This window comes from Mycobacterium sp. 360MFTsu5.1 (assembly GCF_000383495.1).
Taxonomy (GTDB): Bacteria; Actinomycetota; Actinomycetes; order Mycobacteriales; family Mycobacteriaceae; genus Mycobacterium; species Mycobacterium mucogenicum_B.
Map to the genome: position 1 here is coordinate 343,387 of NZ_KB911466.1, position 24,219 is coordinate 367,605.

Here is a 24,219-nt window from a genome sequence, read left to right on the forward strand (position 1 = left end):
GGACACTGTGTCCGGATTGATGATGCAACTAACCGGACGTTGTGTCCACTTATTCCTGGAGTGGGCTATTGTGCGGTGGTGGACATCGGTCAGGACCTGCTCGGCGACGACGCAGGCACTGAGGGCGGCGGCACCGAGCGGGCCGACGCCGCGCGCAACCGCGCCCGGATCCTGGCCGCGGCCGCGGAGGTCTTCGCCGATCGTGATCCGCGCAGCGTCACCATGGAGCACATCGCCACGGCGGCCGGCGTCGGACGCGGCACGCTGTATCGGCGCTACCCCAATACCGCCGCCGTCGCCGTCGCGCTGCTCGACGAGCATGAGCGCGCTCTGCAGCGCCAATTGATCTCCGGAGCGCCCCCGCTCGGGCCGGGAGCCGCGCCGGCAGAACGGCTTTCGGCGTTCTATGCCGCCATGGTCGACCTTCTCGACCGGCATGTGGATCTCGCGCTCGGCGCCGAGATCGGCGGCGCCCGCTATCGCACCGGGGCCTACGGTTTCTGGGCCGCGCACGTCCGCGCCCTGCTGGTGCAGGCCGACGTGGCCGAGCCGGACCCGCTCGTGGACATTATGTTGGCGCCGTTGGCCGCCGAGAACTTCCTCCACCAACGCGAACGCGGCCTGTCCGTCGCGCAGATCAGCGGCGCGCTGACGCGGCTGGCGCACGCGATTCTCGGCTGACCTCCTTCTGGTCAGCGCGAGCAGATCCCTGTGCAGTCGGCGCGGCACCCGCAACGATGAGCCCACATCGGGTGACGGGAGAGGCGTGATGACTGAGACCGAGGTGACGCAGAGCTGGGTGAGCCGCGTCGGGACTGATTGGTGGGCAACAATTTTGGGCCTCGCGGTGACCGCGCTGGCGGTGGCCGGCGTGCTGCCGAAGATCGGCTGGTGACGCGATGACTGTCGATGCGGCTGATACCTCTGATACCTCCGATCACGTCGATTCGGGCGACTACACCGAATCCACGGGCGCCCGGCGGTTCCTCGACTACATCCCGGGCCTACTGCTCCTGGTGGTAGTGGGTCTGGCGGGCAAGTACGCCCAAATCGGTTGGCTGGCGCTGGCCAAGCACCAGCACTGGCACGTGCCCGACATCGAATACGTGCTGTGGGCCATCGTTTTCGGGTTGATCATCACCAATACCGTTGGTCTGCACCGGATTTTCCGTCCGGGCGTCGCCACCTACGAATTCTGGCTCAAGATCGGCATCGTCCTGTTGGGCGCGCGGTTCGTCCTCGGTGACGTCCTCAAGCTCGGCGCCACCAGTCTGGTGCAGATCCTGATCGACATGACCGTCGCCGGCGCCATCATCATCGCCGCGGCCCGGTGGTTCGGCCTGTCCGGCAAGCTCGGCTCGCTGCTGGCCATCGGCACATCGATCTGCGGGGTGTCGGCGATCATCGCGGCCAAGGGCGCCATCCGGGCCCGCAACTCCGATGTCAGCTACGCGATCGCGTCGATCCTGGCGCTCGGTGCCGTCGCGCTGTTCGTGCTGCCGCCCCTGGGGCACGCCATCGGGCTCACCGACCACGAGTTCGGGTTGTGGGCCGGCCTCGCCGTCGACAACACCGCAGAGACCACGGCCACCGGCTACCTCTTCTCCGACGAGGCCGGCAAGACCGCAGTCCTGGTGAAGTCGGTGCGCAACGCGCTGATCGGCTTCGTCGTCCTCGGCTTCGCCATCTACTGGGCTGCCAGGGGAGAGGCCGACGCCGTTGCCTCCGGCGTGCGCGCAAAGGCCGCGTTCGTGTGGCAGAAGTTCCCGAAATTCGTCCTCGGCTTCCTGGCGGTCTCGGCCGTCGTCACCGCCGGGCTGTTGAGCAAGGGACAGATCGCGAACCTGGCCGCGGTGTCCAAGTGGGCCTTCCTGCTGACCTTCGCGGGGGTCGGGCTGTCCACCGACTTCCGGCAGATCGCACGCACCGGCTGGCGCCCGCTCGTCGTCGCGGTGATCGGCCTGGTCGTGGTGGCGACGGTGTCACTTGCGCTGGTGCTGCTGACGTCGCGAGTTCTGGGCTGGGGCATCGGGGGCTGACCGCCGACTGTCCGAGACCGCCGAAATGGTCGCTGCCGACGAACGGCAGCGGCCATTTCGCCGTTTCCGGCCCTGGATGAGCAGCGATTTGGAGCGTTATGGCTGCTCGCCTAGTATGTAGGGGTTGCCCAGGGCAGACCCCGGTCACACGCCGACTCTGCGTGCCCTTGGACAACAAGACCGCGCACGTCCAGGTCGGTATCTGGCGTGCATACAAACCCCAGGTCAGGAGATCGAGTGATTCAGCAGGAATCGCGACTCAAGGTCGCCGACAACACGGGCGCAAAGGAAATCCTTTGCATCCGCGTGCTCGGTGGCTCGTCGCGGCGCTACGCCGGCATCGGCGACATCATCGTGGCGACCGTCAAGGACGCCATCCCGGGCGGCAACGTCAAGCGTGGTGACGTGGTCAAGGCCGTCGTCGTGCGCACCGTCAAGGAGCGCCGCCGGCCGGACGGCAGCTACATCAAGTTCGACGAGAACGCCGCCGTCATCATCAAGAACGACAATGACCCCCGCGGTACCCGCATCTTCGGGCCGGTCGGTCGCGAACTGCGCGAGAAGAAGTTCATGAAGATCGTCTCGCTGGCCCCGGAGGTTTTGTGATGAAGGTGCACAAGGGCGACACCGTGCTGGTCATCGCCGGCAAGGACAAGGGTGCCAAGGGCAAGGTCATCGAGGCCTACCCGACCCGCAACAAGGTGCTCGTTGAGGGCGTCAACCGGATCAAGAAGCACACCGCGCAGTCTCAGAACGAGCGTGGTGCATCGTCGGGTGGCATCGTCACCCAGGAGGCGCCGATCCACGTTTCGAACGTGATGGTGGTCGACTCCGACGGTAACGCGACCCGCATCGGCTACCGCGTCGATGAGGAGAGCGGCAAGAAGGTCCGTATCTCCAAGCGCAATGGCAAGGACATCTGAGATGACCACTGTGGAAAACACTCAGCCCCGGCTGAAGACGCGTTACCGCGAAGAGATCCGCGACGCGCTCAACAACGAATTCAACTACGCCAACGTCATGCAGATCCCTGGCGTGGTCAAGGTTGTCGTCAACATGGGTGTCGGTGACGCCGCCCGCGACGCCAAGCTGATCAACGGCGCGGTCAACGACCTGACGCTGATCACCGGCCAGAAGCCGGAAATCCGCAAGGCCCGCAAGTCCATTGCGCAGTTCAAGCTGCGTGAGGGCATGCCGATCGGCTGCCGCGTCACCCTGCGTGGCGACCGCATGTGGGAATTCCTGGACCGCCTGATCTCCATCGCACTGCCCCGTATCCGCGACTTCCGCGGCCTGTCGGCCAAGCAGTTCGACGGCAGCGGCAACTACACCTTCGGCCTCAACGAGCAGTCGATGTTCCACGAGATCGACGTCGACTCGATCGACCGCCCCCGCGGCATGGACATCACGGTCGTCACCTCGGCCACCACTGACGACGAAGGCCGTGCGTTGCTGCGGGCCCTGGGCTTCCCGTTCAAGGAGAACTGACAATGGCAAAGAAGGCTCTGGTCAACAAGGCCAACAAGAAGCCGAAGTTCGCGGTGCGTGGCTACACCCGCTGCAACAAGTGCGGTCGCCCGCACTCGGTGTTCCGCAAGTTCGGCCTGTGCCGAATCTGCCTGCGGGAGATGGCCCACGCCGGCGAGCTGCCCGGCGTGCAGAAGTCCAGCTGGTGACTCTGCCCGTCTCATGACGCTGTAGAAAGCCGCCCCGGTCCTCGTGACCGGGGCGGCTTTTGCGTTCTGCCCGGGGTGATCGACGTGCGGAGCTTTGACGACCTGCTGCACGAAGCCGAGACAGCCGACGTGACCGGGTGGGGTTTCGGCTGGCTTGCCGGGCGTGCGGTGGAGGAACGGCCACCGTGGAGCTACGTGCAACTGCTGGCGCGGCGGTTCGAGAGTGCCCGGACCGCACTGGATCTCGACACCGGCGGCGGTGAGGTCATCGACGAGATGCGCGTGCTGCCGCCGCGCCTGGTGGTCACCGAGTCCTGGCCGCCGAATGCCCGTGCCGCACGCGAGCGGCTGATGCCGCGCGGCGTCCAGGTCGTCGAGACCGCGGGAACCGGGCGGCTGCCCTTCGGCGACGGCACCTTCGACCTCGTCACGTCGCGTCATCCCGTCGCCCCCAACTGGTCGGAGATCGCCCGGGTGCTGCACCCCGGCGGCCACTACTTCGCGCAGCACGTCGGCCCGGCCTCGGCGTTCGAACTCATCGAGTACTTTCTCGGCCCGCTTCCCGACGAGCGCAGGCAGCGGGACCCGCAAGACGAGGCGGATGCCGCCGCACAGGCAGGCCTCGTCGTCACTGACCTGCGCGAAGCGCGCTGCCGGATGGAGTTCTACGACGTCGGCGCCGTCGTCTGGATTCTGCGTAAATGTCCCTGGTGGGTGCCCGGTTTCTCGGTGGAGCGGTACCGGGAACAACTCGTCGAGCTCGACCGCCGGATGCGCGACGGCACGCCGTTCGTCGCCCACTCGACCCGGCATCTCATCGAGGCACGGCGGTGATTTGTACTGCTTCGAGAGTGGGGGATTACGCGGAAATCCGGCCGGAAAACCGCGCCAACCCCCACGCTCGGCGGAAATCTGCACGGATTTGGCCCTGAGCTGCGCATTGTCTACACTGGGCAGGTTGCCATGGGCGTCTTCGTCCAATGGCCGATCGGTACGTGCCTTCTGAAACTGGATTGCACTACTGATGCACGACCCCTGACCGACCTCGGTCAGATAAGGGAAAACACTTCGTAGCAGGCCCACGATGTGACGTGCCGAGCCACCGCAAGGTGGGACCGACACGGGCGTGATGCATGGGAACCGCAGCGAGAAAGGTTGATCAACGCTGTCATGACAATGACGGATCCGATCGCAGACTTCTTGACACGTCTGCGCAACGCCAACTCGGCGTACCACGACGAGGTGACCCTGCCCCACTCGAAGATCAAGGCGAACATCGCCGAGATCCTCAAGAAGGAGGGTTACATCACCGACTACCGCACCGAGGACGCCCGCGTGGGTAAGAGCCTCGTTGTTTCCCTCAAGTACGGCCCGAGCCGCGAGCGCAGCATCGCCGGCCTCCGCCGGGTGTCGAAGCCCGGTCTGCGGGTGTACGCGAAATCCACCAACCTGCCGCGGGTTCTGGGTGGCCTGGGCGTGGCGATCATCTCCACGTCCTCCGGCCTGCTCACCGACCGCCAGGCAGCTCGACAGGGCGTGGGCGGCGAAGTCCTCGCTTACGTCTGGTAGGGGGCAGAAAACATGTCGCGTATTGGAAAGCAGCCGGTTGCCATTCCGGCAGGTGTCGATGTGACCATCGATGGCCAGAACATCGCTGTGAAGGGCCCCAAGGGCACCCTGGCGCTCGATGTTGCCGAGCCCATCGAGGTGTCGCGCAACGACGAAGGTGCCGTCGTGGTCACCCGTCCGAACGACGAGCGTCGTAACCGCTCGCTGCACGGACTGTCCCGCACGCTGATCGCCAACCTGGTGACCGGTGTGACGCAGGGCTACACCACCAAGATGGAAATCTTCGGCGTCGGTTACCGCGTGCAGGCCAAGGGCTCGAACCTGGAGTTCGCGCTCGGCTACAGCCACCCGGTGCTGATCGAGGCCCCCGAGGGCATCACGTTCGCAGTCGAGACCCCGACGAAGTTCTCGGTGTCCGGCATCGACAAGCAGAAAGTCGGCCAGATCTCGGCAGTCATCCGCCGCCTGCGTCGCCCCGACCCGTACAAGGGCAAGGGCATTCGCTACGAGGGTGAGCAGATCCGCCGCAAGGTCGGAAAGACAGGTAAGTAGCAATGGCCAACACTGAGACTGACAAGCGTAAGCCGTTGGGCCAGAACATCTCTGAGACCCGTCGGGTGGCGCGTCTGCGTCGTCACGCCCGTCTGCGCAAGAAGGTCGCCGGCACCGCCGAGCGTCCGCGTCTGATGGTGAACCGCTCCTCGCGGCACATCCACGTCCAGGTGATCGACGACCTGACCGGCACCACGCTGGCCGCCGCGTCGTCCATCGAGGCCGACGTGCGTGCCGTCGACGGTGACAAGAAGGCCGTCAGCACCCGTGTGGGTCAGCTGATCGCCGAGCGTGCCAAGGCTGCCGGCATCTCCGAGGTCGTTTTCGACCGCGGTGGCTACAGCTACGGCGGCCGGATCGCCGCGCTCGCCGACGCCGCTCGTGAAAGCGGGTTGACGTTCTAATGACTTACTTGAAGATGACCGGAAGGACTGCATGATGGCCGACCAGGCTGGCGCCGGTTCGGCGCAGGACAACCGTGGTGGCCGCGGCGACCGTGACGGCCGTGGCCGTCGCGACGACCGTGGTGGCCGTGGCCGTGGCGATGACCGCGGTGAGAAGAGCAACTACATCGAGCGCGTTGTCACCATCAACCGCGTTTCGAAGGTGGTCAAGGGTGGTCGGCGCTTCAGCTTCACCGCGCTGGTGATCGTCGGTGACGGCCACGGCATGGTGGGCGTCGGCTACGGCAAGGCCAAGGAAGTTCCGGCCGCCATCGCCAAGGGTGTCGAGGAGGCTCGCAAGGGCTTCTTCCGCGTCCCGCTGATCGGTGGCACCATCGTGCACCCGGTTCAGGGCGAGGCCGCTGCCGGTGTCGTGATGCTGCGCCCGGCCAGCCCGGGTACCGGTGTGATCGCCGGTGGTGCGGCTCGCGCGGTGCTGGAATGCGCCGGCGTGCACGACATCCTGGCCAAGTCGCTGGGCAGCGACAACGCGATCAACGTGGTGCACGCCACCGTTGCCGCGCTGAAGCAGCTGCAGCGTCCGGAGGAAGTGGCAGCCCGTCGTGGCCTGCCCATCGAAGATGTTGCGCCGGCCGGCATGCTGCGGGCCCGGCGTGAGGCAGAAGCGCTCGCCGCCTCGGCAGCGCGTGAAGGATCGGCATAATCATGGCTGAACTGAAGATCACCCAGGTGCGTGGCACCGTGGGTGCCCGGTGGAAGCAGCGCGAGAGCCTGCGGACGCTGGGATTGCGCAAGATCCGCCAGTCCGTCGTTCGCGAGGACAACGCGCAGACCCGTGGTCTGCTCGCGGTGGTCAACCACCTCGTCACGGTTGAGGAGGCGTAAATGAGCGTCATCAAGCTGCACGACCTCAAGCCGGCCGCGGGGTCCAAGAAGGCCAAGACCCGCGTCGGTCGTGGTGAGGGCTCCAAGGGTAAGACCGCTGGTCGTGGTACCAAGGGCACCAAGGCCCGCAAGAACGTCCCCGTGACGTTCGAGGGTGGCCAGATGCCGATCCACATGCGTCTGCCGAAGCTCAAGGGCTTCCGCAACCGCTTCCGCACGGAGTACGCGGTGGTGAACGTCGGCGACCTCGCCAAGGCGTTCCCGCAGGGCGGCACCGTCGGTGTGGACGAGCTGGTGGCCGCGGGCCTGGTTCGCAAGAACACCCTGGTCAAGGTGCTCGGCGACGGCAAGCTGGCCGTCAAGGTCGACGTCACCGCCAACAAGTTCAGTGGTAGCGCCCGTGAGGCGATCACCGCTGCTGGTGGTAGCGCGACCGAGCTGTAACTGTTTCGCAAAAAGGGAGTCTCGGCCTTCGGCCGGGGCTCCCTTTTTTGTGTCCGCCGAGACTGAGCTTGTGTGCCAAGTTCGTCGCGGAATTGGCACACAAGCCCAGTTTGGGCGGCCCTGGTCCGGCAGCTAGCTCTGCGACCGGGCGCCCAAGACGTCGCGGAAGAGGGCCTGGCGCACCGAGAGCTCGCGGGGATCGCTGACCAGGTGGAAGCCCAGCCGGTTCATCACGTAGCCGAATCCGACGCCGGTGTCGGGGTCGGCGAAGCCGAACGAGCCACCGAATCCGGGCGTGCCGAACGCCTTTCCGGACGAGCCGAAGGCGAACGTCGGGATGGGCTTGCAGAAGCCCAGCGCGTAGGCGATCTCGGCGCGCATCACCTTGTCCCGCGTACCGCCTGACGGATTGCGGGGTGGCGCGATCAACTCGTCGAAAGTCTCTGGGGTGAAACCTATTTCGCTGCCGCCGGTCGCCGCGGCGCCGTAGAGGCCGGCCAGCGCGCGGGCCGTCCCGGTGCCGTTGGCCGACGGAATCTCGACGCGGCGCACCTTGTCGGTGTTGTAGTCGCCGGCGTAGGGGTCGATGTCGGCGGGGATCGCGGCGGTTCTGGCCAGCAGCCCGCGCGGGTTGAGGCTGCCGATCAGGAACCCGGCTGGCATGACGTCGAGGTGCCGCAGCGACTCGTATCGCTGCCAATGGTGCAGCGTGGCAATCCGGTTGCGGTCGACCGAGTCCGGCAGGCCGATGTACAGGTCGAGACCCGACGGCCCGGTGATCTCCTCGACGAGATAACGGCCGAGCGTACGGCCGTCGGTTCGACGGATCAGCTCGGACTCGTACCAGCCGATGGTGATGGCGTGGTAGCCGTGCCGGGTGCCGGGCTTCCACGCGGGTTTCTGTGCCGCGAGGATGGCGGAGAGCCGCACCGGGTCGGCGATGTCGGACAGCAGGGGATTGGGGGTCAGGACGCACAGCCCGGCCTGGTGCGCCAGCAGCTGGCGAACAGTGACGTCGCCCTTGTCCTGCGCGGCGAACTCGGGCCAGTACGTGCTGACGCGCTCGTCGTAGTCGAAGAGCCCTTTCGACACCGCGTGCGCGACAGCAAGGGCGGCAACACCTTTCGTCGACGAGAACATGTTGACCATGGTGTCGGCCTGCCACGGCGCCCGGCTGATCCCGTCACGGTAGCCGCCCCACATGTCGACGACCTTGCGGCCGTCCCGGTAGACGCACAGCGCGGCGCCGACTTCGCCGCCGGCAGCGAAGTTGGCCCCGAACGCGTCGGCGACCTTGCCGTAGCCGTCGTCGGCATCGCCGTGGACCAGATCGGGAGAGACAGAGACCTTCAGCACCATGGGTCGATCCTCTCCCGCGAGCAGGCGGAAAACTGTCGAATTCGGCGTCGGAATGGACAGGTTTGCGTCTGCTCGGCACTCGCCGGTGAATCGGTACGCTCGGAGCATGTTTGCTTTCCGGCCCAGCCTGCCCGGTCTTCCCGGCCCCGATGAGTTGCGTGCCCTTGTCCGCAAGGTCGACACCGCGCGTCATCACGGCGTGCCCAACGGCTGCGTACTGGAACTCGACCTACAGGCCGTGCCGCCCGAGACCGCCGGCTTCGACCCGATCGCCTTCGTCATGGGCAACGCGCGGCCTCTCTTGCTGCGCGACGCCGTCGCCGCCATCCACCGCGCAGCCGACGACAAGCGGGTGGCCGGACTGATCGCCCGGGTTCAATTGCCCGCTGCCGCAGCGGGTCCGGTGCAGGAGCTGCGTGACGCCATCGCCGCGTTCAGCGCCGTCAAGCCGTCGATCGCCTGGGCCGAGACCTATCCGGGCACCATGTCCTACTACCTGGCGTCGGCGTTCCGGGAAGTGTGGATGCAGCCCTCGGGCACCGTCGGTCTGGTGGGTTTCGCGACCAACGCGCTGTTCCTTCGCGACGCGTTCGACAAGGCCGGCATCGAGGCGCAGTTCGTCGCGCGCGGCGAGTACAAGTCGGCGGCCAACATGTTCACGCAGGACCGCTACACCGAGCCGCACCGCGAGGCCGACGGCCGGCTCATCGAGAGCCTGCACGCCCAGGTGCTGACTGCCATCGCAGAATCTCGCGGCGTCGACGCCGACGAACTCGACGCCCTCGTCGACCGGGCACCGCTGCTCCGCGACGAGGCGGTCGCCGCCAAGCTGGTCGACCGCATCGGTTTCCGCGACGAGGCCTATGCCCGGGTCGGCGAATTGACCAGTGGCGCAGCGCAAGCCGACGGCAAGGACGCGCCGCCGCGGCTGTTCCTGTCCCGGTACGCCAAGGCCACCGCGGGACACACGCTGCCCGAGGTGCCGCCGCTGCCGGGCATCAAGCACAAGCCGACCATCGCCGTCGTCACCATGGCCGGGCCCATCGTCAGTGGACGCGGCGGCCCGAGCGCCTTCCCGCCCGGACCGTCGAGCGTCGGCGGCGACACCATCGCCGCGGCGCTGCGGGAAGCCGCGGCGGATGACGACGTCGCTGCCGTCGTGCTGCGGGTCGACAGTCCGGGAGGCGCCGTCACGGGTTCGGAGACCATCTGGCGCGAGGTGGCGCGGCTGCGCGAGGCGGGCAAGCCGGTCGTCGCGTCGATGGGCGCGGTCGCCGCGTCCGGCGGCTACTACGTGTCCATGGCGGCCGACCACATCGTCGCCAACGCCGGCACCATCACCGGATCCATCGGCGTGGTGACGGGCAAACTCGTCACCAAGGGCTTGAAAGAACGGCTCGGTGTCGGCTCGGATGCCGTGCGTACCAACGAGAATGCTGACGCCTGGTCGGCCAATCAGCCGTTCACCGAGGCCCAGCACGCGCACGTGGTGGCCGAGGCGGATCTCTTCTACACCGACTTCGTAGAGCGCGTCGCCGACGGCCGCAACCTGCCGGTCGAGGCCGTCGAACAGGTGGCCCGCGGCCGCATCTGGACCGGTGCCGACGCGCTGGAACACGGCCTGGTCGACGAACTCGGTGGGCTGCGGACCGCCGTCCGCCGGGCCAAGGTGCTCGCCGGTCTCGATCCCGACGCGACCGCCAAGGTCGTCAACTACCCGGGCTCGTCACTGCTGGATCACGTGCGGCCCAAGGCCTCGTCGCAGCCGGCCGCGGCGTCGTTGCCGGAGGCGGTGGCGGCGCTGCTCGGTCGGTCACTGGTCGGTGCGCTGGGCCAGGCCGAGCGGTCGATGACCGGGGTCAGCGCCCTCTGGCTGGGGGATTACCGCTTTTAGCTCTGATCGAGTCAGTCGGGGCCGTCCCGTCGGCTCTGCCTTCGACGTGGCCACGAAGCCTATTTAGCTGAACTAATCATATGGGGTACGGCGCTACCCCAGAACCCGGCGTGCCCGCCCCGCACAGTGGAACCACACAGTGACTGCCACGCCGGGAGGTAGAGATGATGGGTAAGCGCAACGTGCCGCGAACCGCGGCGTCGATCGGCCGGATCGGCGGACTGGCGGTGGCCCTCGGCGTCGGAATAGGGATTGCCGCGATGCCGTGGTCGGCAGCGGCCGCGCCCGACGGCGGTGGCCCGAACATTTCGGTGAGCCACGACGGTGACGTCAAGGTGGTGAAAGGCACTGCCACAGCGGTGTCCGACGGCCGGGGATCAACGGCCGTCGCGCACGGGTTCGGCAGCTATGCCGAAGCCACCGGCGGTACCAACAACCACGCGCTCGCCAGCGGCGTCGGCAGCACCGCGATCGCCAAGGGCGGCAGCAACAACACGTCTACAGCGACCGGCACCAACAGCACCGCCATCGCCGCGGGCGGCAGCAACAACACCGCGAAAGCGACCGGCACCGACAGTGGCGCGTACGCGGGTTACTACCCGGGGCTCGATGTCCGGCAAGGCTCCAACAACAACAATCTCGCCTCAGCCCAAGGCGATTCGGCCACCGCTGTCGCCGGCGCGGGCGGCAGCTTCAACACCGACAACACCGCCATTGCCTACGGCGACAACAGCGGCGCCGTCTCCGGCTTCGGTGGCAACAGCAACACGCACAACACCGCCGTCGCCTTCGGTGCGGGAACCCACGCCGGCGCCGGCTCAGGCGGGAACCAGAACGACTACAACAGCGCCACTGCCACCGACGGCGCCGGCGCCTTCGCCGGTGGTGCAGGCAACGACAACGACTACAACACGGCCTCGGCCACCGGCGACGGCAGCCTTGCCAATGCCGGCGTGGCCGGAACCGATCTCGACCACTACACCGCCAACGCCAGCGGTGGCGACACCGTCAACAACCCGTGACACCAACAGACGAAGGGGTGAAGAACATGGGCAAGCACAACATGGCGCGGAGCGCGGTGTCGATCGGCCGGGTCGGCGGGCTGGCGGTGGCGCTGGGAGTGGGCGTCGGGATCGTCGCGATGCCGTGGTCGGCGTCGGCGGCGCCCGACGGCAGCGGTCCGAATATCTCGGTGAGCCACGACGGTGACGTCAAGGTCGTGAAGGGCACTGCGACGGCGGTGTCCAGCGGGCGGGGTTCGACGGCGGTGGCCCATGGTTTCGACAGTTACGCCGAAGCCACCGGCACCAACAACCACGCGACCGCAAACGGCTTCGGCAGCACGGCGATTGCCAAGGGCGGCAGTAACAACACGGCCAAAGCGAGCGGTATCGACAGCACGGCGATCGCCGGTGGCGGTACCAACAACACGGCCGTGGCGTCGGGCAACTTCGCTCAGGCTTACGCCGGCTCAAGCCCCGAATACGATGGGCGCCAATCGAACAACACCGGCAATACCGCGATCGCCACCGGTACCCACAGCATCGCGCGGGCCGGGATCGGCGACCACAACGACGGCAACTTCGCGAAAGCCACGGACTCCGGGGTCGCTTCGGCCGGCGTCGGCACCAACAACGATTCCAACACCGCCACCGCGTCCGGGCCGGGCAGCGTGGCCGACTCCGGATTCCTGGTCTCCGGCAACGACAACAACACCGCCACCGCGACCGGCGGGGGCGGCGCCATCGCCGGCAGCTTCGGCAATGACAACGACAACAACTCTGCGAGCGCGGACGGCTTCGGCAGCTACGCATACGCGGGCTATGGGACCGACAACCTGGACGGCTACACCGCCGACGCCACCAACGGACAGAGCGTCCACAACCCGTGACGGTTCGCGTAACTGTAACCAGGGGAGGTCAATTCATGAACAAGCACCGCGTTTCTCCGGAGCGCATCGGCCGGGTCGGCGGACTGGCGGTGGCGCTGGGAGTCGGAGTGGGGATGGCCGCGATGCCGTGGTCGGCCGCTGCGGCACCCGACGGCAGCGGCCCGAACATCTCGGTGTCGCACGACGGGGACGTCAAGGTCGTGAAGGGCACCGCGACAGCCGTGTCCGACGGACAGGGCTCGACGGCGGTGGCCCACGGTTTCGGCAGCTACGCCGAAGCCACCGGCGGCACCAACAACCACGCGATCGCGAGCGGCACCCGCAGCGTCGCGATCGCCAAGGACGGCGACAACAACACCGCCAAGGCCACCGGCATGGGGAGCCACGCGATCGCCGCCTTCGGCTCCGGCAATACCGCCACAGCGACGGGTACAAACAGCTACGCCGCCGCGGTCTACGGCGACAACAACACCGCAACGGCGACGGGGATAAACGCCGGCGCCACCGCGGGTTTCGGCGATGGCAACGCCGCGAAAGCCACCGGTACGAACGCCTATGCTGCCGCCGGCGACAAGGATGACGTCCGTGGTCCCGGCAACAACAACAACACCGCGAAGGCGATCGGCGACAACAGCACGGCCTTGGCAGGTACCTATGGCAGCGGAAGCGACGGAAACGTCGCCATCGCCTACGGCCCCGACACGACGGCAATCGCAGGCAGTGACGGCAACAACAACGATTCGAACAGCGCCGTTGCGTTCGGTCCGGGCAGCCAGGCCATGGCCGCCAGGTACGGCAGCGACAGCTCGAGCAACAGCGCCACAGCCACTGACGGCGCTTCTGCCCTCGCCGGTACGGGCGGCGATGACAGCGACGCCAACACCGCCGCCGCGACAGGTGCCGGCAGCATCGCCGCCGCAGGCACGACCACAACGGATGAGATCAACCTCGACGGCTACACGGCCAACGCGAGCGGGGGCGACGTCGTCCACAATCCGTGACGACGTCGCCGGTTCAGCCGAGAGTGCCGCTGATGTAGATGATTTCGCGCATCGGGTCGTCGTCGCCGAGGACCGTTGCCGTCAGGCCGTGCCGGGCATGCAGATCCACCCGGCCGATGCCAGCGGTCTGCCAGCCCTTGGCCGCCAGATAGTCTGCGGCGGAGTGCCTTTCGCCGTGGTAGACCAGCGACGGCATATCCATGTTCAAGCCGAGCTGCTGGAATCCCGCGGCGGCCTCGCGCGCCTTGTCGGCGTCGAAAGCCTTGAGGCCCGGCACGAATTCGGTGGCCACGGCGCTGCCGGGGGCACTGAGCTCGTGAATGTTGTCGAACAGCTTGTCCTGGGCCTCCGGCGGCAGGTAGATGAGCAGACCTTCGGCCAACCACGCCGTCGGCCGGCTCGGGTCGAAGCCCGCCGCACGCAACGCCGCCGGCCAATCCTCACGCAGATCGATCGGGACGGTCCGGCGTTCGGCCGTGGGTTCGGCGCCGAGGCCGGCCAGGGTCCGGGTCTTGAACTCGATGACCTCGGGCTGGTCGATCTCGTAGACCACCGTGCTCTCGGGCCACGCCAGCCGGTAGGCGCGCGCGTCCAGCCCGGAGGCCAGGATCACCGCCTGCCGGATTTCCGAGGACGCGGCGACCCCGGCCGAATCGCCGCCTACAGCGGCCATGAAGTAGTCGTCGAAAAACCTTGTGCGCACGGCCATTTCGTCGATGTTGGCGCGCGCCCGCGCCGCCGCATCCGGGGCGACGGCGTCGAGGACGGCCAGGTCCAGTTCGCCGTCGACCATCTTGGTGAACGCCTCGATCCCGACGGCACGCACCAGCGGCGCCGCGAACGGATCGTCGATCAAACCGTGTTCGTGGGTGCTCGCGATCGCCCGCCCCGTCGCGACCAGCGTGGCCGTCGCGCCCACGCTCGAGGCCAGGTCCCAGCTGTCTCCGTGTGTCCGGGCCATCGCGGTCAGGCCTTCCGGTTCAGGACTGCGCGGACGTATTTCAGCTGGGTCCAGGCCCGGGACAGTTCGTCGTCCGGGTACTGGAAACCGTTGTCGGCGTGCGCCTCTTCGACCGACCGCGCGGTGACGTCCCAGCCGAGGCTCGTCAGGTAATCGGTGACATGGTTGCGGTCGCCCTCGTAGATGAGGTCGGCCATCTCGATGTTCGAACCGAGGGCCTTCATCCGGTCGCGCATCTGCTGCATGCGCTCGTCGTCGAACGCGGAGCTCAGATCGCCGACCTGCTCGGTGGCCACGAAGCTGCCGGGCGCCGACAGTGCGGTGATGTTGTCGAACAACCGGTCCTGGGCCTCCGGCGGCAGGTAGATGAGCAGCCCTTCGGCGATCCACGCGGTGGGCGCCTCGGGGTCGAAACCGTTGTCCCGCAGCGCCTGCATCCAGTCGTCGCGCAGGTCGACGGCGACGGTGCGCCGGGTCGCGGTGGGGGAGGCGCCGAGGCTCGCGAGCGTCGTCGACTTGAACTCGATGACCTCGGGCTGGTCCACCTCGAAGACGACGGTGCCGTCTGGCCACGGCAGCCGGTAGGCGCGCGCGTCCAGACCGGCGGCCAGGATCACGGCCTGCCGTACGCCGGTGGCAGCCGCGTCGAGGAACAGCTGGTCGAACCAGCGGGTGCGGACCGTCATCCCTTCGGCCGCGCGTCGCGGGGTGAAGGCCGGGTTCACGTCGCTCAGGTCGATCTCGCCGTCGAGCGCCTTGGTGAAGAAGTCCAGCCCGACGGCCCGCACCAGCGGCTCGGCGTACGGGTCGTCGATCAGCTGCTCGCGGTGGGCGATGGCACGCTGCCCCGCGACCATGGTCGCGGTGGCCCCGACGCTCGAGGCCAGGTCCCAGGAATCTCCGTCAGTTCGTGTCATGTGGGTCCAACTCCTAGTTCTTGATGGCCGTCACGGACAGTGAATTACGCAGTGCCGCCGTGTCTTCGGTCTCGGCGAGGGGACGGCCGTACTCGGCGAAAACTTCAAGGCGAGGGCGGGCCGTGGTATTCCAGCCACTGACATCCAGGTGCTCGACCACCGAGGTGCGCTCGCCCTGGTACCAGAGATCGGTCAGGTTGAGGTCGAGGCCCGCGCCGCGCCACCGCTCGCTCATGGCCGCGCCGCGCTCACGCATGCCGGCGCCGTGGTCGGTGTGGAATTCGGTGGCCAGGCGAGTGCCCGGCGCCGACAGCGCGGTGATGTTGTCGAACAGCTTGTCCTGCGCCTCGGGCGGCAGATAGATCAGCAGCCCCTCGGCGATCCAGGCCGTCGGCGCCGCGGGATCGAATCCGGCGGCGCGCAGCGCGGCCGGCCAGTCCTCGCGCAGATCGATCGCGACGGTGCGGCGTTCGCAGGTCGGTGTGGCGCCGATCTGCGCCATGGTCCCGGTCTTGGCGGCGATCACCTCGGGCTGGTCGATCTCGTAGACGACGGTGCCGGCCGGCCAGTCCAGCCGGTAGGCCCGCGAGTCGAGGCCCGCCGCCAGGATGACGGCCTGCCGGATGCCGGCAGCGGTGGCGGAAGTGAAGAAGTCGTCGAAGAACTTCGTCCGGACCGCCATCAGGTTGGTCATCATGGCGGCGGCCGTCCCGACCTCACCGGTGAGATCGATCTGCCCGTCGAGCAGCTTGATGAAGAACTCCACCCCGACGGCCCGCACCAGCGGGTCGGCGTACGGATCGCGGATGAGCGGCTCCGCTTCCTTCGTCGCCAGGGCGCGGGCCGTCGCCACCATCGTGGCGGTGGCGCCCACGCTCGAGGCCAGATCCCAGGTGTCGCTGTCGGTGCGGGTCATCGGGTAGGTCCTGTCCGTCGGTAGGGATAGATGAGGATCAGCGCACTGCGGTGACGTAGTTGACCTCGCCCATGGAGGGCTGGCCGTTCGGGTCGGCCTCGACGGCCGGCAGGCCGTTGCGGACCAGCAGTTCGTTGGAGGTGACGGCGGTGGTCTGCCAGCCGTGACCCTGCAGGTAGGTGTCCACGTCGGCGCGGTCGCCGAGGTAGACCAGATCGCTGAAGTCGAGATCGAAGCCTTGATCGCGCCAGTGCTCCGATGCGGCCTTCATGCGCTCGCGCACGGCGTCCTCATCGAGGTCCGGCGTGGCCGGCACGCCTTCGGCGCCCATGCGGCTACCCGGTGCGGACAGTTCGGAAATCTGGTCGAGCAACCGGTCCTGCGCTTCGGGCGGCAGGTAGCCGAACAGTCCCTCGGCGATCCACGCGGTGGGCTTGGTGGGGTCCAGACCGGCGGCGCGAAGTGCGGCCGGCCAGTCCTCACGCAGGTCGATCGCCACCGTGCGCCGTTCGGTGGTCGGTGCCGCGTCCAGATCCGACAGGGTCTTGGACTTGAACTCGATGACGTCGGGCTGGTCGATCTCGTAGACGACGGTGCCCGCCGGCCACACCAGGCGGTAGGCGCGCGAGTCGAGGCCCGCCGCCAGGATGACGGCCTGCCGGATACCGGCCTTGCCGGCGTCCCGGAAGAAGTCGTCGAAGAATCGGGTGCGCGCCGCCATGCCGTTGGTCAGCTGCGCCATGGTCGGGCCGTAGCCGGCGCTGGACTGGTCGGGATCGGCGGCGCCGTCGACCAGCTTGGTGAAGAACTCGACCCCGACGGCGCGGACCAGGGGAGCGGCGAACGGGTCGTCGATGATCGGGTCTTCGGAATTGGTGGCGAGAGCGCGGGCCGCGGCGACCAGAGTCGCGGTCGCTCCTACGCTCGATGCCAGGTCCCACGTGTCGTTGTCAGTGCGTGCCATCGCGTCGTTCCTGTCGTCGGTCACCCGGTGAACGGGTCGGTAGTTAGCTCATGTAACAACCTGTCGGCGACTGTACGCGCCGTTCCTGAACGCGGCAGAAATGCCGGGTGGCGGCACGTTTCGAGGTGTCCGGGCTGGGTAGGAAGGGTCCGGCGCCGAGCGGATGCAGGTCGCGGGGTCGGCAACTGTTATTCTCGGAGACTGATTTGACGGCGCGTCCAGGCAGGTCGGGTACCTGCTGTGGTCGCGCACGGAATTAACCAAACGCTGGACCTGACCAGCCCCATCAGCACGCCGCGGCCCGAGCTCGGCTGCGCAGGAGGAAGAGTGCTTTCGGCTTTTATCTCGTCCCTGCGGACGGCCGATCTGCGACGCAAGATCCTCTTCACGCTGGGTGTAGTCGTCCTGTATCGGGCCGGTGCCGCATTGCCGTCCCCCGGGGTGAACTATCCGAACGTGCAGAAGTGCATCGAGCAGGTCAGCGGCGGTGACGCTGCGCAGGTCTACTCGCTGATCAACCTGTTCTCCGGCGGTGCGCTGCTCCACCTGTCGGTGCTGGCGGTCGGCGTCATGCCCTACATCACCGCGAGCATCATCGTGCAGCTGCTGGTCGTGGTCATCCCGCGCTTCGAACAGCTGCAGAAGGAAGGCCAGGCCGGTCAGGCCAAGATGACGCAGTACACGCGTTATCTCGCGATCGCGCTGGCAGTTCTGCAGGGCACCTCGATCGTCGCGATGGCCGCCAGCGGCAATCTGCTGCAGGGCTGCACCCTGAACATCATCCAGGACCAGAGCATCTTCACCCTCGTCGTGATCGTGCTGGTCATGACCGCGGGCGCCGCCCTGGTCATGTGGATGGGCGAGCTCGTCACCGAGCGCGGCATCGGCAACGGCATGTCGCTGATGATCTTCGCCGGCATCGCCGCCCGCATCCCGTCCGAAGGCCAGTCGATCCTGGAGAGCCGCGGCGGCGTCGTGTTCGCCTCCGTCGTGGCCGCGACGCTGATCATCATCGTCGGTGTCGTCTTCGTCGAGCAGGGACAGCGCCGTATCCCGGTGCAGTACGCCAAGCGCATGGTGGGCCGCCGGATGTACGGCGGTACCTCGACCTACCTGCCCCTGAAGGTCAACCAGGCCGGCGTCATCCCCGTCATCTTCGCGTCGTCGCTGATCTACATCCCGCACCTGATCACCCAGCTGGTCACCGCCGGTGATCCGAACGCGTCCAACGGCTGGTGGTCCAAGGCGGTCGCCAAGTACCTGACCAACCCGGCCGACCCGGTCTACATCGCGATCTACTTCGGTCTGATCATCTTCTTCACGTACTTCTATGTGTCCATCACGTTCAACCCCGATGAGCGGGCGGACGAGATGAAGAAGTTCGGTGGCTTCATCCCGGGCATCCGGCCGGGCAAGCCGACGGCGGACTACCTGAGGTACGTCCTGAGCCGCATCACGCTGCCGGGCTCGATTTACCTCGGTTTGATCGCGGTGTTGCCTAATCTGTTCCTGCAGAGCGGCGGCAGCAGCGCCCAGAACCTGCCATTCGGCGGTACGGCCGTGCTGATCATGATCGGCGTGGGTCTGGACACGGTGAAGCAGATCGAGAGCCAGCTGATGCAGCGCAACTACGAAGGGTTCCTCAAATGAGAATGGTTCTGCTGGGACCGCCGGGAGCAGGCAAGGGCACTCAGGCCGAGAAGCTGGCCGAGAAGTTCGGCATCCCGCAGATCTCCACGGGTGATCTGTTTCGTAGCAACATCAGCAAGGGCACCCCGCTCGGTGTCGAGGCCAAGAAGTACCTCGATGCCGGCGACCTGGTCCCGGCCGAGCTGACCAACGCGCTGGTCGACGACCGTCTCGACGCCGACGACACCGCCGCCGGGTTCATCCTCGACGGCTTCCCCCGCTCGGTCGAGCAGGCCGTCGCGCTGAAGGACATGCTGGCCAAGCGCAACCTCAAGCTGGACGCGGTGCTGGAGTTCCGCGTGTCGGAGTCCGAGCTGCTGACCCGGTTGAAGAGCCGCGGCCGCGCCGACGACACCGAAGAGGTCATCCTCAACCGCATGAAGGTGTACCGGGACGAGACCGCCCCGCTGCTGGACTACTACCGGGACGAGCTCGTCTCGGTCGACGCTGTCGGCAGCCTGGACGAGGTCTTCGCCCGCGCCCTGCAGGCGCTCGGCAGCTGAATCGCCGATCCGGCTGAAGTAGGCATCGATGATTGGTCTACCCCGACGCGGCCGCAAGGTCGTCCCCCAGCGGACACCCGGCGAACTGGACGCGATGGCCGCTGCCGGTTCGCTGGTGGCGGCCGCGCTGAAAGCGGTTCGTGAAGCCGCCGCGCCCGGGGTGTCCACTCTCGAGCTCGACCAGATCGCCGAGTCCGTCATCCGCGATGGTGGCGGCATCCCGTCGTTCCTGGGCTATCACGGCTTCCCGGCGACCATCTGCGCGTCGGTAAACGACCGCGTGGTGCACGGCATTCCGACCGCCGACGAGGTGCTCGTCAGCGGTGACCTGGTCTCGATCGATTGCGGCGCCATCCTGGACAACTGGCACGGCGACTCGGCCGTGACGTTCGGTGTCGGCCCGCTGATCGACGCCGACCAGAAGCTGTCCGACGCCACCCGTGAGTCCATGGAGGCCGGCATCGCCGCCATGGTCCCCGGTAACCGGCTGACCGACGTCTCGCATGCCATCGAGCGGGGGACCCACGCGGCGTCCGCCCGCTACGACCGCAAGTTCGGCATCGTCGCAGGCTACGGCGGGCACGGCATCGGTCAAGAGATGCACATGGACCCGTTCCTGCCGAACGAGGGATCACCTGGCCGGGGCCCGTTCCTCGAGCCCGGCTCGGTGCTGGCCATCGAGCCGATGCTGACGCTGGGCACCTCGAAGACTGTCATTCTCGAAGACGAATGGACAGTCGTCACCAAGGACGGCTCGCGTGCCGCACACTGGGAACACACCGTTGCTGTCACCGAGGACGGACCCCGAATCTTGACGCTGCTTCGCGACTGATCCGGTGAACCGGATCGCCCCTGATCTCGTGTCAATGACGGAGGTTGGTGCATGAGCGATCCGGAGGCCGCCATGATGCGGGTGCTTTACGACGAGCACGCAGGCGCCCTTTGGCGCTATGCCCTGCGTCTGACACAGGACTCGGCGCGTGCCGAGGACGTGGTGCAGGAGACGTTGCTGCGGGCGTGGCGCCACCCCGATGTCGTATCCGACGCCAACCAGTCCCCGCGGGCCTGGCTCTACACCGTCGCCCGCAACCTCATCATCGATGAGCAGCGCAGCGCCCGGCGCCGGCACGAGACGACGTCGTCGGAGGTGGTGGAGGCAGAGGACCGGACGGACCCGGCCGCCACCGACGAGGCGGACACCGCACTGGATCGGATGCTGCTCGGGGGTGCCCTGAGCCAGCTCTCCGTCGACCATCGCGCCGTGATCGAGCGCGCGTACTACCGGCAGTTGAGCGTCGCGCAGATTGCGGCGGAGCTTCAGATCGCCGAGGGCACAGTGAAATCGAGACTGCATTACGCGGTCCGGGCGCTGCGCCTGAATCTGCAGGAAATGGGGGTGACTCGGTGAGCATGCACATTGTCGAGTCCATCGGACCCTTTGACGGCGACCGGTACGCAACCTGGGACGCCGCCTACGTGCTGGGTTCGCTGTCGAGTGCGGAACGCCGCGAGTACGAAGCGCATCTGCAGACCTGCTCCCGGTGCCGGGACGCGGTCGGTGAGCTGAGCGGCATGCCGGCCCTGCTGGGCCTGCTGGATTTGGCGGACGTGCAGGAGATCGGTGCCGAGCAGCCGGAACCGCCGTTGCGGCCCGAGGTGCTCGATTCGGTACTGGCCAAGGTGCGGTGGCGCCGGCGCCGGACCCGCTGGGTGACGACGGCGGTGGCCGGCCTGGCCGCGGCGGTGCTGGCAGTCGGTGCGGTGGCGGTCGTCCGGCCCGACTTCTTCGGCGGTGGCCAGAGCCAGGAGCAGGTGGCGCAGCTGCCCATGCAGCACGTGGCACCCACTCCGTTCAACGCCACCATCGCGCTGAGCAGCTTCGGCTGGGGTACGCGGATCGACATGGCCTGCAGCTACGGCGACTGGTCCAGCGGACCCGCCGCTCCTCCGACCAACCTGGGTATGGTCGTGGTGGGCCGCGACGGCAGCCGTAACCAGATCGCCACGTGGTTCGGCATGTCTGGTGCCACCGCGTTGCCGAGTGGTAACACGCCGATGCAGGTTTCGGAAATTGCTGCGGTACAACTGGTTTCCGCCGACAACGGCAAGGTGCTGCTGGAGCGCAATCTCTAGATTTTTTCGGTGGCGTTGAACCATTCGCCCATCCGCCTCGTGTCTGTGGTTAGACGAGCGGAAGCAGGTGGCAGATGGTCGGCAGGCATCGGGTGGTGGACCACATCATCACGCAACTTGCGGCGTCCGGCATCGAGTATTTCTTCGGAGTCGACGGGGCCAATATCGAGGACCTGTTCGACGCGGCGTTCCTGTCCGACGACATCACCGCGATCCTGGCCAAGCACGAGTTCTCCGCGGCCACCATGGCCGACGGCTACAGCCGGGCGGTGTCCCGGATCGGTGTGGTGGCCGCGACGTCCGGCGGCGGATCACTGAACCTCGTTGCGGGACTGGGTGAATCGCTGGCCAGCCGGGTGCCGGTACTGGCCCTGGTGGGGCAGGCGCCGACCGGTATGGACGGCCGTGGCAGCTTTCAGGACACCAGTGGACGTTCCGGATCGCTGGACGCGGTGGCGTTGTTCTCGGCGGTGTCGGTGTACTGCCGTCGCGTGACGGAACCGCAGGACATCGTGCCGGCGCTGGCGGAGGCGCTGACTGCGGCGGCCGGTGGCGGCCCGGCGGTACTGCTGCTGCCGAAGGACGTCCAGCAGGCGATGATCGATGTGGTCAATCCGGTTGCTGCTGTGCAGGATTCGTTGCTGACTGACCCGGGTCCCATCGCCGAGGTGCTGCGCCGGGCGCTGGGGCCGGTCACGATCATCGCCGGCGAGCAGGTGGCCCGCGACGACGCCCGCCGTGAGCTCGAGGAATTGCGCTCGGTGCTGCGGGCCTGGGTCGCCACGGTGCCCGACGGCAAGGACGTCAGCGGCTCACCCGGGCTGGGACAGTCGTCGTGGCTGGGCGTCACCGGCGTGATGGGCCATCCGCGGGTCGTCGACGCGATCTCCCGCAGCGCGGTGTGCCTGGTGATCGGGACGCGCCTGGCGGTGACGGCGCGCGCCGGCCTCGACAGCGCGCTGGCCGGGGTGCAGACGGTCTCGCTCGGCGCGGAACGTCCGTATGTGCCGAGCACGCACGTGAATTCGACCAACCTGCGGGCATCGCTGACGGCGCTGACCCGATCGTTGACCGGCACCGGCCGGCCCCACGGGCTACGGGTCCTCGACCCGCTGCCGCACACCGAACTTCAGCCACCACCGCACGACGGCCCCGGCATCCGGTACCGCGACACCGTCGCCCTGCTCGACGAACTGCTGCCCGACGGCGCCGACATTGTCGTCGACGCCGGCAACACCGGTGCCTCGACGGTGCACGGGCTGCCGGTGCGCCGGGCCGGCCGCTTCGTGGTGGCGCTCGGCATGGGCGGCATGGGGTACAGCTTCGGCGCCGGCATCGGCATGTGCTTCGCCCGCGCGAAAACCGCTGGGCCGCAGTACCGTACCGTGGTGGTGGCCGGCGACGGCTCGTTCTTCATGCACGGCATGGAGCTGCACACGGCGTTGGAGTACCGGCTCCCGATCACCTTCGTGTTGTTCAACAACAACGCCCACGCCATGTGCGTCACCCGCGAGCAGTTGTTCTACGGCGACCGCTACAGCTACAACCGCTTCACCCCGGCCCGGCTGGGCGCCGGCCTGGCCGCGATGTTCCCCGGCCTGCACGCGACGGACGTCACCGAGCTGCCGCAGCTGGCCGGTGCGCTGAGCGAAGCGCTCGGCCGGCACGGGCCATCGGTCGTCAGCGTCGAATGCTCCGCCGACGAAATCCCCACGTTCGCACCATTTCTCGAGACCGCCACACAACAGACGCAGAAAGAGAGCTCCCAGCATGTCGCTGCCCGCGCTTGAAGACATCGCCCTACCCATCGACGGCGTGACCCGCATCGAGAACGCGCCGCGGGAGAAGGCCACGCCCATCATCATGGAGATGATGCGGTCGGTATACCCGCACGACGTCGTCTTCGGTGACTACTGCACCGTCAACGACTACATCGACTGCCCGCCGGAGGAACTGTTCGAGTATCTGGCGGACACCCGCAGCCTCGAGGAGTGGACCTACAGTCTGCGCGGATTCACCGAGACCGAGGAACCGGGCCTCTGGCTGGCCTACGACCGGCTGGGCTCGGAGACCGAAATCTACACGCGCACAGTGGCGAACCGCGAGGCGATGACCGTCGACTACCACTGCGCCTGGGACCAGGGCCGGCACCTCTGGATGATCTACCTGATGCGCGTCGTCGACGCCCAGGTCGTGCTCAACAAGCCGGGTTCGGTGGTGCTGTGGACCAACTGCCACCACCCGTTCTACGACAACAACCCCTACCCGGAGACCGCGCCCGCACAGCGACCCGTGTGGGTCGGGGACTTCTGGGACATGTTCGGGGCGGGCCACCGCCTGGAACTGGACAACCTCAAGGCGATTGCCGAATACCGGCACCGCAACGGTCTGCCGATCACCCCGGCCTGGATGAAGTGAGTCA

General features: G+C 67.4%; 30 protein-coding genes. 25 read left to right on the forward strand and 5 right to left on the reverse strand.

Annotated elements, in window-relative coordinates; genetic code table 11:
• The first annotated feature begins 78 nt into the window (after window positions 1-78).
• The 14 genes from H289_RS0113940 to rplO all read left to right on the forward strand — a co-directional run bounded on the left by H289_RS0113940 (window position 79) and on the right by rplO (window position 7,569).
• On the forward strand, window positions 79-681 hold the full coding sequence (locus tag H289_RS0113940; RefSeq protein WP_051128496.1) for a TetR/AcrR family transcriptional regulator: 603 nt from the start codon (window positions 79-81) through the stop codon (window positions 679-681).
• A gap of 88 nt (window positions 682-769) precedes the next feature.
• Window positions 770-895, forward strand: coding sequence for a hypothetical protein (locus H289_RS33875; protein ID WP_020101418.1), 126 nt, complete (start codon window positions 770-772; stop codon window positions 893-895).
• A gap of 4 nt (window positions 896-899) precedes the next feature.
• On the forward strand, window positions 900-2,039 hold the full coding sequence (locus H289_RS0113950; RefSeq protein ID WP_020101419.1) for a YeiH family protein: 1,140 nt from the start codon (window positions 900-902) through the stop codon (window positions 2,037-2,039).
• A 237-nt stretch (window positions 2,040-2,276) separates the two neighbouring features.
• The gene (rplN, locus tag H289_RS0113955) at window positions 2,277-2,645 is read left to right on the forward strand and encodes a 50S ribosomal protein L14 (protein ID WP_020101420.1); all 369 of its coding nucleotides are present in this window, start codon (window positions 2,277-2,279) and stop codon (window positions 2,643-2,645) included.
• The gene (rplX, locus tag H289_RS0113960; RefSeq protein WP_020101421.1) at window positions 2,645-2,962 is read left to right on the forward strand and encodes a 50S ribosomal protein L24; all 318 of its coding nucleotides are present in this window, start codon (window positions 2,645-2,647) and stop codon (window positions 2,960-2,962) included. Before rplN ends, rplX begins: the two co-directional genes overlap by 1 nt.
• A 1-nt stretch (window position 2,963) precedes the next feature.
• On the forward strand, window positions 2,964-3,527 hold the full coding sequence (gene rplE / locus H289_RS0113965) for a 50S ribosomal protein L5 (protein ID WP_020101422.1): 564 nt from the start codon (window positions 2,964-2,966) through the stop codon (window positions 3,525-3,527).
• Between the two features lie 2 nt (window positions 3,528-3,529).
• Window positions 3,530-3,715 (forward strand): type Z 30S ribosomal protein S14, encoded by a 186-nt coding sequence (locus tag H289_RS0113970; RefSeq protein ID WP_005197641.1) that lies wholly within the window; start codon window positions 3,530-3,532, stop codon window positions 3,713-3,715.
• Window positions 3,716-3,790: 75 nt separating this feature from the next.
• The gene (locus H289_RS0113975; protein ID WP_020101423.1) at window positions 3,791-4,549 is read left to right on the forward strand and encodes a methyltransferase domain-containing protein; all 759 of its coding nucleotides are present in this window, start codon (window positions 3,791-3,793) and stop codon (window positions 4,547-4,549) included.
• A gap of 336 nt (window positions 4,550-4,885) precedes the next feature.
• Entirely contained in the window at window positions 4,886-5,284 is a 399-nt protein-coding gene (rpsH, locus tag H289_RS0113980; RefSeq protein ID WP_020101424.1) for a 30S ribosomal protein S8, read from the forward strand.
• 12 nt (window positions 5,285-5,296) lie between these two features.
• Window positions 5,297-5,836, forward strand: coding sequence for a 50S ribosomal protein L6 (gene rplF / locus H289_RS0113985; protein ID WP_020101425.1), 540 nt, complete (start codon window positions 5,297-5,299; stop codon window positions 5,834-5,836).
• A gap of 2 nt (window positions 5,837-5,838) precedes the next feature.
• Complete coding sequence (gene rplR, locus H289_RS0113990; RefSeq protein WP_020101426.1) at window positions 5,839-6,240, forward strand: 50S ribosomal protein L18; 402 nt, start codon at window positions 5,839-5,841, stop codon at window positions 6,238-6,240.
• Between the two features lie 34 nt (window positions 6,241-6,274).
• The gene (gene rpsE / locus H289_RS0113995; RefSeq protein ID WP_029105211.1) at window positions 6,275-6,943 is read left to right on the forward strand and encodes a 30S ribosomal protein S5; all 669 of its coding nucleotides are present in this window, start codon (window positions 6,275-6,277) and stop codon (window positions 6,941-6,943) included.
• A gap of 2 nt (window positions 6,944-6,945) precedes the next feature.
• Window positions 6,946-7,125, forward strand: a complete 180-nt coding sequence (gene rpmD / locus H289_RS0114000) for a 50S ribosomal protein L30 (protein WP_020101428.1) — start codon at window positions 6,946-6,948, stop codon at window positions 7,123-7,125.
• The gene (rplO, locus tag H289_RS0114005; protein ID WP_020101429.1) at window positions 7,126-7,569 is read left to right on the forward strand and encodes a 50S ribosomal protein L15; all 444 of its coding nucleotides are present in this window, start codon (window positions 7,126-7,128) and stop codon (window positions 7,567-7,569) included. It abuts the gene before it with no gap.
• Window positions 7,570-7,701: 132 nt separating this feature from the next.
• Here the strand turns inward: rplO and H289_RS0114010 are convergent, their stop codons facing one another.
• A complete protein-coding gene (locus H289_RS0114010) occupies window positions 7,702-8,928 on the reverse strand; it encodes a serine hydrolase domain-containing protein (protein ID WP_020101430.1) in 1,227 nt (408 codons plus the stop codon).
• A 106-nt stretch (window positions 8,929-9,034) separates the two neighbouring features.
• Between H289_RS0114010 and sppA the strand changes: the two genes are divergently transcribed.
• The 4 genes from sppA to H289_RS31855 all read left to right on the forward strand — a co-directional run bounded on the left by sppA (window position 9,035) and on the right by H289_RS31855 (window position 13,714).
• The gene (sppA, locus tag H289_RS0114015; protein ID WP_020101431.1) at window positions 9,035-10,822 is read left to right on the forward strand and encodes a signal peptide peptidase SppA; all 1,788 of its coding nucleotides are present in this window, start codon (window positions 9,035-9,037) and stop codon (window positions 10,820-10,822) included.
• A 167-nt stretch (window positions 10,823-10,989) separates the two neighbouring features.
• Window positions 10,990-11,844, forward strand: coding sequence for a hypothetical protein (locus H289_RS30505; protein WP_152273456.1), 855 nt, complete (start codon window positions 10,990-10,992; stop codon window positions 11,842-11,844).
• Entirely contained in the window at window positions 11,841-12,713 is an 873-nt protein-coding gene (locus H289_RS30510; protein ID WP_138158517.1) for a hypothetical protein, read from the forward strand. The genes H289_RS30505 and H289_RS30510 overlap by 4 nt, the downstream gene beginning before the upstream one ends.
• 35 nt (window positions 12,714-12,748) lie before the next feature.
• Window positions 12,749-13,714 (forward strand): hypothetical protein, encoded by a 966-nt coding sequence (locus tag H289_RS31855; protein WP_029105214.1) that lies wholly within the window; start codon window positions 12,749-12,751, stop codon window positions 13,712-13,714.
• Between the two features lie 13 nt (window positions 13,715-13,727).
• On the opposite strand, the gene H289_RS0114035 is transcribed toward H289_RS31855, so the two are convergent.
• From H289_RS0114035 to H289_RS0114050, 4 genes are read right to left on the reverse strand one after another with little or no spacing between them, the layout of a single operon-like run.
• Entirely contained in the window at window positions 13,728-14,675 is a 948-nt protein-coding gene (locus H289_RS0114035) for a class I SAM-dependent methyltransferase (protein ID WP_020101432.1), read from the reverse strand.
• A 5-nt stretch (window positions 14,676-14,680) separates the two neighbouring features.
• A complete protein-coding gene (locus tag H289_RS0114040) occupies window positions 14,681-15,592 on the reverse strand; it encodes a class I SAM-dependent methyltransferase (protein ID WP_020101433.1) in 912 nt (303 codons plus the stop codon).
• Window positions 15,593-15,605: 13 nt separating this feature from the next.
• Entirely contained in the window at window positions 15,606-16,508 is a 903-nt protein-coding gene (locus H289_RS0114045; protein ID WP_020101434.1) for a class I SAM-dependent methyltransferase, read from the reverse strand.
• 37 nt (window positions 16,509-16,545) lie between these two features.
• Window positions 16,546-17,472 carry a class I SAM-dependent methyltransferase gene (locus H289_RS0114050; protein ID WP_029105215.1) on the reverse strand — a complete coding sequence of 309 codons (927 nt, stop codon included), beginning with the start codon at window positions 17,470-17,472 and terminating at the stop codon, window positions 16,546-16,548.
• A gap of 327 nt (window positions 17,473-17,799) precedes the next feature.
• Between H289_RS0114050 and secY the strand changes: the two genes are divergently transcribed.
• From secY to H289_RS0114085, 7 genes are all read left to right on the forward strand, one after another.
• Window positions 17,800-19,122, forward strand: coding sequence for a preprotein translocase subunit SecY (gene secY / locus H289_RS0114055; protein ID WP_029105216.1), 1,323 nt, complete (start codon window positions 17,800-17,802; stop codon window positions 19,120-19,122).
• Entirely contained in the window at window positions 19,119-19,664 is a 546-nt protein-coding gene (locus H289_RS0114060; protein ID WP_029105217.1) for an adenylate kinase, read from the forward strand. The genes secY and H289_RS0114060 overlap by 4 nt, the downstream gene beginning before the upstream one ends.
• A 28-nt stretch (window positions 19,665-19,692) precedes the next feature.
• Entirely contained in the window at window positions 19,693-20,496 is an 804-nt protein-coding gene (map, locus tag H289_RS0114065) for a type I methionyl aminopeptidase (RefSeq protein WP_029105218.1), read from the forward strand.
• 51 nt (window positions 20,497-20,547) lie between these two features.
• Window positions 20,548-21,072, forward strand: a complete 525-nt coding sequence (locus H289_RS0114070; protein WP_020101439.1) for a sigma-70 family RNA polymerase sigma factor — start codon at window positions 20,548-20,550, stop codon at window positions 21,070-21,072.
• Between the two features lie 2 nt (window positions 21,073-21,074).
• Window positions 21,075-21,797 (forward strand): zf-HC2 domain-containing protein, encoded by a 723-nt coding sequence (locus H289_RS0114075; RefSeq protein WP_090562701.1) that lies wholly within the window; start codon window positions 21,075-21,077, stop codon window positions 21,795-21,797.
• 74 nt (window positions 21,798-21,871) lie between these two features.
• Window positions 21,872-23,587 carry a thiamine pyrophosphate-binding protein gene (locus tag H289_RS0114080; protein ID WP_029105220.1) on the forward strand — a complete coding sequence of 572 codons (1,716 nt, stop codon included), beginning with the start codon at window positions 21,872-21,874 and terminating at the stop codon, window positions 23,585-23,587.
• Window positions 23,568-24,215: a DUF8713 domain-containing protein gene (locus tag H289_RS0114085; RefSeq protein ID WP_020101442.1), complete on the forward strand. Its 648-nt coding sequence runs from the start codon at window positions 23,568-23,570 to the stop codon at window positions 24,213-24,215. Before H289_RS0114080 ends, H289_RS0114085 begins: the two co-directional genes overlap by 20 nt.
• Window positions 24,216-24,219 lie beyond the last annotated feature (4 nt).